This is a genomic window from Candidatus Methylobacter oryzae, assembly GCF_003994235.2.
Lineage (GTDB): Bacteria > Pseudomonadota > Gammaproteobacteria > Methylococcales > Methylomonadaceae > Methylobacter_A > Methylobacter_A oryzae.
Genome location: NZ_RYFG02000094.1, coordinates 42,614 through 50,784, shown reverse-complemented (window position 1 = coordinate 50,784; position 8,171 = coordinate 42,614). Strand labels below are relative to the sequence as shown.

The 8,171-nt window shown below is 51.0% G+C and carries 8 protein-coding genes; 4 read left to right on the top strand and 4 right to left on the bottom strand.

The features are described from left to right. Positions 1–101 precede the first annotated feature (101 nt). The 4 genes from EKO24_RS10910 (at position 102) to EKO24_RS10895 (ending at position 4,408) form a co-directional block, all read left to right on the top strand. Complete coding sequence (locus tag EKO24_RS10910; protein WP_127029998.1) at positions 102–1,082, top strand: oxidoreductase family protein; 981 nt, start codon at positions 102–104, stop codon at positions 1,080–1,082. Positions 1,083–1,092: 10 nt separating this feature from the next. Then, the gene (locus EKO24_RS10905; protein ID WP_127029997.1) at positions 1,093–1,989 is read left to right on the top strand and encodes a 3'(2'),5'-bisphosphate nucleotidase CysQ family protein; all 897 of its coding nucleotides are present in this window, start codon (positions 1,093–1,095) and stop codon (positions 1,987–1,989) included. A gap of 313 nt (positions 1,990–2,302) precedes the next feature. After that, the gene (arsS, locus tag EKO24_RS10900) at positions 2,303–3,271 is read left to right on the top strand and encodes an arsenosugar biosynthesis radical SAM (seleno)protein ArsS (protein ID WP_127029996.1); all 969 of its coding nucleotides are present in this window, start codon (positions 2,303–2,305) and stop codon (positions 3,269–3,271) included. A gap of 93 nt (positions 3,272–3,364) precedes the next feature. Next, a complete protein-coding gene (locus tag EKO24_RS10895) occupies positions 3,365–4,408 on the top strand; it encodes a methyltransferase domain-containing protein (protein WP_127029995.1) in 1,044 nt (347 codons plus the stop codon). 17 nt (positions 4,409–4,425) lie between these two features. On the opposite strand, the gene EKO24_RS10890 is transcribed toward EKO24_RS10895, so the two are convergent. From EKO24_RS10890 to EKO24_RS10875, 4 genes are all read right to left on the bottom strand, one after another. Then, positions 4,426–4,929 (bottom strand): YkgJ family cysteine cluster protein, encoded by a 504-nt coding sequence (locus EKO24_RS10890; protein ID WP_127029994.1) that lies wholly within the window; start codon positions 4,927–4,929, stop codon positions 4,426–4,428. 15 nt (positions 4,930–4,944) lie between these two features. Continuing rightward, the gene (locus EKO24_RS10885) at positions 4,945–5,274 is read right to left on the bottom strand and encodes a hypothetical protein (RefSeq protein ID WP_127029993.1); all 330 of its coding nucleotides are present in this window, start codon (positions 5,272–5,274) and stop codon (positions 4,945–4,947) included. A gap of 326 nt (positions 5,275–5,600) precedes the next feature. Then, entirely contained in the window at positions 5,601–7,436 is a 1,836-nt protein-coding gene (locus EKO24_RS10880; RefSeq protein WP_127029992.1) for a hybrid sensor histidine kinase/response regulator, read from the bottom strand. A gap of 15 nt (positions 7,437–7,451) precedes the next feature. After that, positions 7,452–8,144: a response regulator gene (locus EKO24_RS10875; protein WP_127029991.1), complete on the bottom strand. Its 693-nt coding sequence runs from the start codon at positions 8,142–8,144 to the stop codon at positions 7,452–7,454. Between the last annotated feature and the right edge of the window lie 27 nt (positions 8,145–8,171).

The following is an 8,171-nucleotide window of genomic DNA, read 5'->3' as shown; positions in this document are numbered from 1 at the left end:
GGCCGTTTGCCATGCGAAAGTAGGGAATTGCCAAGCGCCTAAAACCAAAAACCCAAGCTTAATCGCTTGGGTTTTTTTTTGACTTGCGTTTGCCGCCGCCCATGAATGAACATATTCGCGATCTCGTCATCAAGGCCACAGGCGGCAAAACAGCTTTTCGACGCGAAGTTATTCAACGCCTATGGAGCGGTTATGGTGAAATTGTGCGCTATGGCTTAACAGGAGGCGATAGGAGCAGCGTAATCGTTAAGCATGTAAAGCTGTCGGCTCAGGGCAGTCATCCGTGTGGTTGGAACACTGATGTATCACATCGGCGCAAAATGCGCTCCTACCAAGTCGAAACGACTTGGTACGGAAATTGGAGTGAGCATTGCGATGCTCAATGCCGCATACCGGCTTGTTTGATGTTCGAATCTTTCGATGATGAAGTGCTTATTGTGCTGGAAGACCTTGATAATGCCGGTTTTCCGAATCGCCGATCGATTGCCGGTAAAAACGAGATGCGTGCTTGTTTGAACTGGCTGGCGAATTTTCATGCGACGTTTATCGGCGAGTCTCCCAATGGCTTGTGGCCGACGGGAACTTATTGGCACCTGGAAACCCGGCCCGACGAATTGCAGGCATTAAACGACATACCGTTGAAAAATGCCGCATCGGCGATAGATCGAAAACTCCGTCAGAGCCCCTATCAAACCATCGTCCACGGGGATGCAAAACTGGCCAATTTTTGCTTTTCCAATGATTGTAGCCGCGTCGCTGTCGTGGACTTTCAATATGTTGGGGGTGGATGCGGGATCAAAGATGTGGCTTACTTTATCGATAGTTGCTTAAATCAAGACGAATGCGAACGACAGGAAAGCCGGTTGTTGGACATTTATTTTCAAGCGCTGAAGCGAGCTTTAAAAACGAAACAAAAAGCCGTCGATGCTGAAGCCGTTGAGCGAAATTGGCGAGCGCTTTATCCTGTAGCCTGGACCGATTTCCACCGTTTCCTGAAAGGTTGGAGTCCTGGCCATTGGAATCCAGACAGCTACAGTGAGCGCCTGGCTCGTGAAGTCATTGCGCAGTTACAGGATAATTGAAGGAGAAAAAATGCGTTTGTCTAAAGATGACTTGTTTTTGCTCAGCCAATGCGCGATCTCGGCCGCCTGTCAGGCCGGGCAGATGATTGCCGGATATTCGCAACGATCCGTCGCAGTCAATGCCAAAGATGGCGGTACCAGTCTGGCTGCTCAAGTAGTGACGGAAGTTGATTACTTGAGCCAGGACATCATCCTGCAGGTTTTGCAGCCGACTTGCGCGATGTTCGATTTGGCCTTGCTAACGGAAGAAAGTCCCGACGACTGCGAGCGACTGCGCAAAGACTTTTTCTGGAGCATCGATCCTCTCGATGGCACCTTGCCGTTTATTGAGTCCGTGCCCGGCTATTCGGTGTCCATCGCCTTGGTTTCTTGCGATGGCATTCCGACAATAGGCGTGGTTTATGATCCTCTGACACAAACACTGTATCATGCTATTAAAGGCCAAGGTGCCTGGTGTAATAACCAAGCCTTACAGCCGACGGTAATATCGCCATCAGCGGGACGGACGCTGACTTTCATCACCGATAAAAGTTTCGCCCAAGATCCGCTTTATCAAAGCACTTTGGCCGAACTGGAGCATATTTCCACTATACTGGGATATGACGGTGCGGCTATACGATTACAAGGCGGAGCGGCAATGAATGCTTGTCAAGTTTTGGTCAGTCCGCCGGCATGCTATTTCAAGTTTCCTAAACCGCAATTGGGCGGCGGCAGCATCTGGGATTATGCGGCGACAGCCTGCCTGTTTCACGAAGCCGGCGCATTTGTCAGCGATATTCATGGCAATCCTCTAGCCTTAAATCCTGTCGGATCAACGTTTCTGAATCACTGCGGCGTTTTGTATTGCGCCGATCAGCGCATTGCTGACTTGATGACGCAAGTTTTCAAAAATCTAACACAGGAATGAAAGAGCAGGTCTATTGTCCGAATTAAAGCAGACGCTTTTTGACCATACGTTAATCGTTTAGAAGAACTAAGCAAGTGAGGCCGGAGAGATTTGTACCGCATAGATTTATACGGCAATGAAGCGGGCTTTGATAATCCGAAGCGATTAATTATGTTTAGGCCCTTGATGCAATAAAAGATAATATCCTGAGACTATGCTTCTTGGGGCGATCATGCCATGATGTGTACAAAGAGGCGCCGCTTATCAATGCTTATTGCCGCTAACAAATGCCGGCAAATTTCATGGCGATATTTGCTTTCTCTAAGGATTAACTATGCACGATACTCGGCCGTTACTGGCAACTGATGACTTTCCTGCTATCTTCCGCAAACCACTCGAAATAATACAAATCAATCTCGGCTATTTATGCAATTTGAGTTGCGTGCACTGCCACGTCAACGCCGGGCCGAAACGTACCGAACTGATGAGTTTGGAAACGCTGGAGCAAGTCTTGCATTTTGCAGAGCAAGCCGATATTCACACTTTGGATTTGACCGGCGGTGCGCCTGAAATGCATCCGCATTTTCGCTATTTGGTCAAAGCCGCACACAGCAAGGGCATTAAAATTATCGACCGCTGCAATCTGACGATATTGGAGGACCCGCATTATAAAGACACGGCCGAATTTCTAGCGGAACATCAAGTCGAGATCGTCGCTTCGTTGCCTTGTTATTTGGAAGAAAATGTCGATAAGCAACGCGGCAAAGGCGTTTTCAAAGACAGCATCACGACACTGCAACGCTTGAATAAACTGGGTTACGGTCAAGCCGACAGCGTATTGCGGCTTAACTTGGTTTTTAATCCGCAAGATGCGCTATTGCCACCCGAACAAAACAGTTTAGAGCTAGCCTATAAACAGCATTTACAGCAACAATACGGCATTGTTTTTAACCGATTGTTCGTTATTGCCAATATGCCAATCCAGCGTTTCGGCAGCCAGTTGGTCAGTCAGGGGCGGTTTGACGCCTATTTGCAATTGTTACGCGATCATTACCGCGCGGATAATCTCGACAGCTTGATGTGCTTGAATACGATCAGCATCGATTGGCAGGGCTATCTTTACGATTGCGATTTTAATCAGATGCTGGCTATGCCGCTGGCGGCGCGCAGCAAAACTCATATTAACGAGTTAACAGTTGATATGTTAAATGGCGCAGCTATCGCCACTGCCGCGCACTGCTACGGTTGCACGGCCGGGCAGGGCAGCAGTTGCGGCGGTGCGCTGGAAGTAAAACACTGTTGAGTATCATCGTTCCGGTTGTCCGTGAAGTGGCGCAGATTTTCTGCTATCGGCGCTCATTTTTAATCTAAAACTAAAACGCGAGAAACATAACTCATGAGCACTTATATTGAAATTGAAGAATCGGTACGCCATTACTATGGGCAAGTCTTAAAATCCAGTAACGATCTAAAAACCAGTGCCTGTTGCAGCATCGATGCGATGCCGGCTTATTTAAAGCCTTTGTTATCCTCGTTACATCCTGAAATATTGGAGCGCTTTTACGGTTGCGGTTCTCCGCTGCCTCCGTCTTTGCAGGGTAAAACCGTGCTGGATCTAGGCTGCGGCAGCGGACGGGATTGCTATCTGTTATCGCAATTGGTTGGCCCAAGCGGCCGCGTCATAGGCATAGACATGACGCCGGAGCAATTGGAAATTGCTATGCGCCATCGCGATTGGCATAGCGAGCGTTTCGGTTACGCCAATGTTGAATTTTTTCATGGCCATATTGAAAACCTTGCGACTGCCGGTATTGCCGATAACAGCATCGATGTGGTGGTGTCCAATTGCGTGATTAATTTATCGCCGGAAAAGCCGCGCGTCATGGCGGAAATATTCCGCGTCCTAAAGCCCGGCGGTGAGTTGTATTTTTCCGATGTGTTTGCCGATCGCCGTATTCCGGCCGCGTTGCGTCAAGATCCTGTCTTGCTTGGCGAATGCTTGGGCGGTGCTTTGTATTGGGAGGATTTCAAGCGGATCCTGCACGACTTGGGTTGTCCCGATGTGCGTGTTGTTAAACAAAATCCTATCAGCCTTGATGATCCTGAAATCGCCGCTAAAATCGGCATGGTCAAATTCCGTTCGGTTACCGTGCGCGCCTTTAAGCTGGCACTGGAAAACCGTTGCGAGGATTACGGACAGGTTGCCTGCTATCTTGGCTGCATCCCCGAACATTTACACGCTTTCGATTTGGACGACCATCATCATTTCGAAACCGGCCGCCCGTTGCGAGTATGCGGCAATACCGCAGACATGCTCGGCAAGAGCCGCTATGCCGAACATTTCCGGATATTGGGCGATAAATCCCTCCATTTCGGCTTATTCGATTGCGAACCCGATTCGCAGAGCGGGTCTGCATCGGCAAGTGGGGCTTGTTGCTGATCCGGACGGCACAGACTTTAGGCCGAGTCTTGTTTCCAGCTGATGAACCACTCGGTTAATTCGCGGCTATTGCCCAAACCCGAGAGACGGCGGTCGATCGCATCCTGATTGCCCCACATCACTTCAGCCCAGTCGCCGCCGGCCACGCGCGATTCGATGCTGTTGCAGTAAAGCCCCAGGTTACGCTGGACGTAGAATCCGTAAGTACGGCAGGCCACCGGACGGTAGGCGTAGACTCGGCATGCCCCGGAAGACTTGTCCAACAACGGGCAGACAATCGGGCGCGATGACTGCCCGGCCAGCGCGGCAATGCCCCGGCCAATTTCCCGGAGCTGCTCCGGGGGCAACGCGGCCAGTCCCTCCCTCAGCCAATCCCATTCCGCTTCGGTCAGCAACGGAATTTCGGCGAGCCGGTGGCAGCAGCCGTCGCAGCCCAAGCTGCACAGCCAATCGGGATGAGCGTCGCGGATGGCCTGTACGCGCGCTTCAATATCGGCATGGAGTTCAGAGAGTGAGTTCATGTCTGTTTTTAGCGGTTATTTTTTATAAAACTTGCTGGTGTAGCAAGACATCAACAAGCCTCTAACCGTTGCAATGTCGTGTTGAGTATGAATTTTACTGCTCTTGTCGCTGATTGTAGGCATCAGGTTTTTGGTTTCGTCGGAAATGCTGCTATTGCTAAAAACCGCATCGGCGGCACAATCGCAGTAAGATTTTGCCTGTTCCACGGCGCGCGTGGAACTCTCCTGTTTTACACAGTTATTAATGAAAGCCAGTTTGGCCGTGTTTTCATTACTTTTATTTCCACCGCATGCGGACAAGTTGATGCATAAAGCCACTATAAACACTAAAACTTTGTTATTCATTGGATTCCTTATTGTTGTTATGGTGTCGTTTGTTGATTAAACGAGGTGGACTACGGTTAAGCGTATAAAGCCGAGTTGAGCAGCCTGTCCGCTCAAACCCTACTTATGCCCTTTGGGTATAAAGCTGAGTTGAGCAGCTTGCCTGCTCAAACGAAACTTATGCCCTTTGGGTATAAAATATGATTGGAATGAATGGCAAAATTTTAACGTAATTCGGCATTAAGACAAACCCATTTCCCCGCCGATGGTAAAAGATCTGCCTTTTCAGCTGGATCGTAAAAAGACAGTTCATTGCACTGCTCAATACCTATTTGAAAGCCCGAGTTCTATTTTCCGTGAATACTTGCTGCACAACTATGTACCTCATCTTCCCATTTTGAAAGCAACTCGTAGAGAACGCTGAAATTTAACGGTTTTATTAAATGATGATCGAAACCCGCACGTTGCGAGCCGGCTAATTCTTCCGCACGCCCATAGCCGCTTAATGCTATCAGCAGCATATCGCCGCCGTTGGGCAGTTGCCTGATGCGTTGAGCTACCTGATAGCCATTCTCTACGGGCATGCCGATGTCCAGTAATACCACGTCGGGATGGAATGTTTGAATCAGGGCCATGGCTTGTTCTCCGGAATCGGCCATTTTGACCTCATAGCCGTTCAGTTTCAGCAGCAGGGACGTACTTTCCCTGACGTCGAGATCATCGTCGACAACCAGCACCTGCGTACCGGCATGAGGAACTGGCGGCGGCGCTTCGAGGGTCGGAAAGGTAGCCGTTTCTTCGGCAAGCGTCGGTAACCGGACGATGAAGGTGGAACCCAATCCGGGGCCAAGGCTCGATGCGGTTACCCGGCCGCCGTGCAGTTCCACCAGCCGCTTTACCAGCGTAAGCCCGATGCCTAATCCGCCTTGGGAACGATCCAAGGTTCGCGCGCCTTGTTGGAACAAGTCGAAAATGGTCGGCAATAATTCAGCCGAGATACCGGTGCCGTTGTCTCGAACCTGAATTTCAACTTCGCTCCCGAGCAACTTAACGTTAACTTCGATGTGGCCGCCTTCCAGTGTGTATTTGCAGGCGTTGTCGATCAGGTTAAGCAATATTTGCGACAGGCGTACGGAATCGCCATCCACCAGTACCCGTTGTTCGGGCAGACAAACATCGAGATGTTGCTGTTTAGCCAGAATCGGAGCGCGTTCTGTCTCCAGAACCGAGTTAACCACTTCTATCAGGTCGAGCCGTTCTTTCTTCAGTGAAATTTTGCCGCGCACGATACGGGAAACGTCCAGCAGATCGTCGACCAGGTGAGTGAGGTGCGTGACTTGCCGCTTAATCACTTCCGTTGCCCAGTTGAGCCGCGGATCTTCCAGCTTCAGCATATCCAGTATATGGGCCGCATTGTTGATCGGAGTCAGCGGATTTCTCAATTCGTGCGCCAGCATGGCCAGGAATTCGTCCTTGCGCCGGTCGGCCTCGTGCAAATCCGCTTTGGCTTGCTTGCTGGCGGAAATATCACGGCTGACGGCGGCGAAACCGACCGGCTCGCCGGTGCTGTCTTTGATGAAGAACACGTTGAGCAGCATCCAGATGGTGGCGCCGGTTTTGAAATGACGGAACCTGACTTCAGCATCGGCATGACCCTCGCGTAAAACGCGCGGAAAGAATTCTTCAAGAATGAAGCGCTGGTCTTCGGGGAAGAAAAACTCCCGGATCGGCGTTCGCAAGCATTGGTCAGAACTATCGATGCCGACCAGACGCATGCCGGCTTCGTTAACATAGAACGGAATAAAATTCATGTCGCACATGCCGATGAACTCCATGCTGTTGTCGGCCAGCGACACGAACTTTTGCCGCTCCAGCTCCATATGCTTGCGTTCGGTAATGTCGCGCAGGGCGATAACGTAACCGGGGTGCCCGTCCCATTCCAGCGGCGCGGAACGCATTTCCGCCCAAATCAGTCCGTCCGGACGGATCAGGTTAATATCCTGGTGGCTGTTTTTATTGGGATTGACCGGAATCGCCAGCGACTGGCCGATCAACGAGGAACGCGCCAGCAGGATTTTGGCCGCATGGTTGGCATAGAGCACGACGCCTTGCGCATCGACAACCAAAACGCCGTCGGTGATCGTGTCGAGGATCAGGTTAAGTTTGGGAAGGTCTTTGGACATGGGCGATACTTTGACTTAAATGATGATAGTTTGCACGCCGATTCCTTTCGCTTGGGTGGTAATGGCGGCGATGACCGAAGGTACGCGCGACAGGTCGCCGAGCAACTTCAACACCGGTTCCGGCATGTCGCGCACCAGCATCGGCGTCGCGAACACGTCTTTTTCCAACGCTTTTTCCGGCATGCCCAAGACTTCGACGACATCGAAAACCCAGTGTCCGGGCTCGTAAAGATTGGTCAGTGCCTCGGTAATTTGCTCGACCAGGCGGCGGGTTTCGTTGTTCAACGACACCACGTACAGAGTCAGCACCAGTTTGTGCTGCGTTGCGCACCGTTCTTCCGGGGGGGTAGCGGTTTGGGCGATATTGCGGATTTGTAGCGAAGACAGCGGCTTGCTGGCCAGTTCGAACTGAAAGCCTTCGTCATGTATGCTTTTCAGTTGCTCCATATACTCGTTGGCGAAAGCGGTCACGATATAAATATTCAGCGTTTCATCAATGGTTTTCAGGCGGCGCAAGGTTTCCACGCCGTCGATGCCGGGCATGCGCAGATCGAGAAAAATCAGGTCGGGACGTTCGGTTCGGGCCATCTCGAGGCCTTGTTCGCCGTTCTCGGCTTCGCGCACCGAGAAACAGTTGTCTTCGAGTATCAGTCTAAAGGCGGAGCGCACCGCGGGATCGTCGTCTATTACCAGTATTTTGCTTACCATATCGTGCCTCGTAAGTAATGGGTTTAA

Coding starts and splice junctions, on each gene's coding strand:
- EKO24_RS10880 (WP_127029992.1), bottom strand. CDS start 7,436: ATGTCCAAAGACCTTCCCAAACTTAACCTGATCCTCGACACGATCACC.
- arsS (WP_127029996.1), top strand. CDS start 2,303: ATGCACGATACTCGGCCGTTACTGGCAACTGATGACTTTCCTGCTATC.
- EKO24_RS10890 (WP_127029994.1), bottom strand. CDS start 4,929: ATGAACTCACTCTCTGAACTCCATGCCGATATTGAAGCGCGCGTACAG.
- EKO24_RS10910 (WP_127029998.1), top strand. CDS start 102: ATGAATGAACATATTCGCGATCTCGTCATCAAGGCCACAGGCGGCAAA.
- EKO24_RS10905 (WP_127029997.1), top strand. CDS start 1,093: ATGCGTTTGTCTAAAGATGACTTGTTTTTGCTCAGCCAATGCGCGATC.
- EKO24_RS10875 (WP_127029991.1), bottom strand. CDS start 8,144: ATGGTAAGCAAAATACTGGTAATAGACGACGATCCCGCGGTGCGCTCC.
- EKO24_RS10885 (WP_127029993.1), bottom strand. CDS start 5,274: ATGAATAACAAAGTTTTAGTGTTTATAGTGGCTTTATGCATCAACTTG.
- EKO24_RS10895 (WP_127029995.1), top strand. CDS start 3,365: ATGAGCACTTATATTGAAATTGAAGAATCGGTACGCCATTACTATGGG.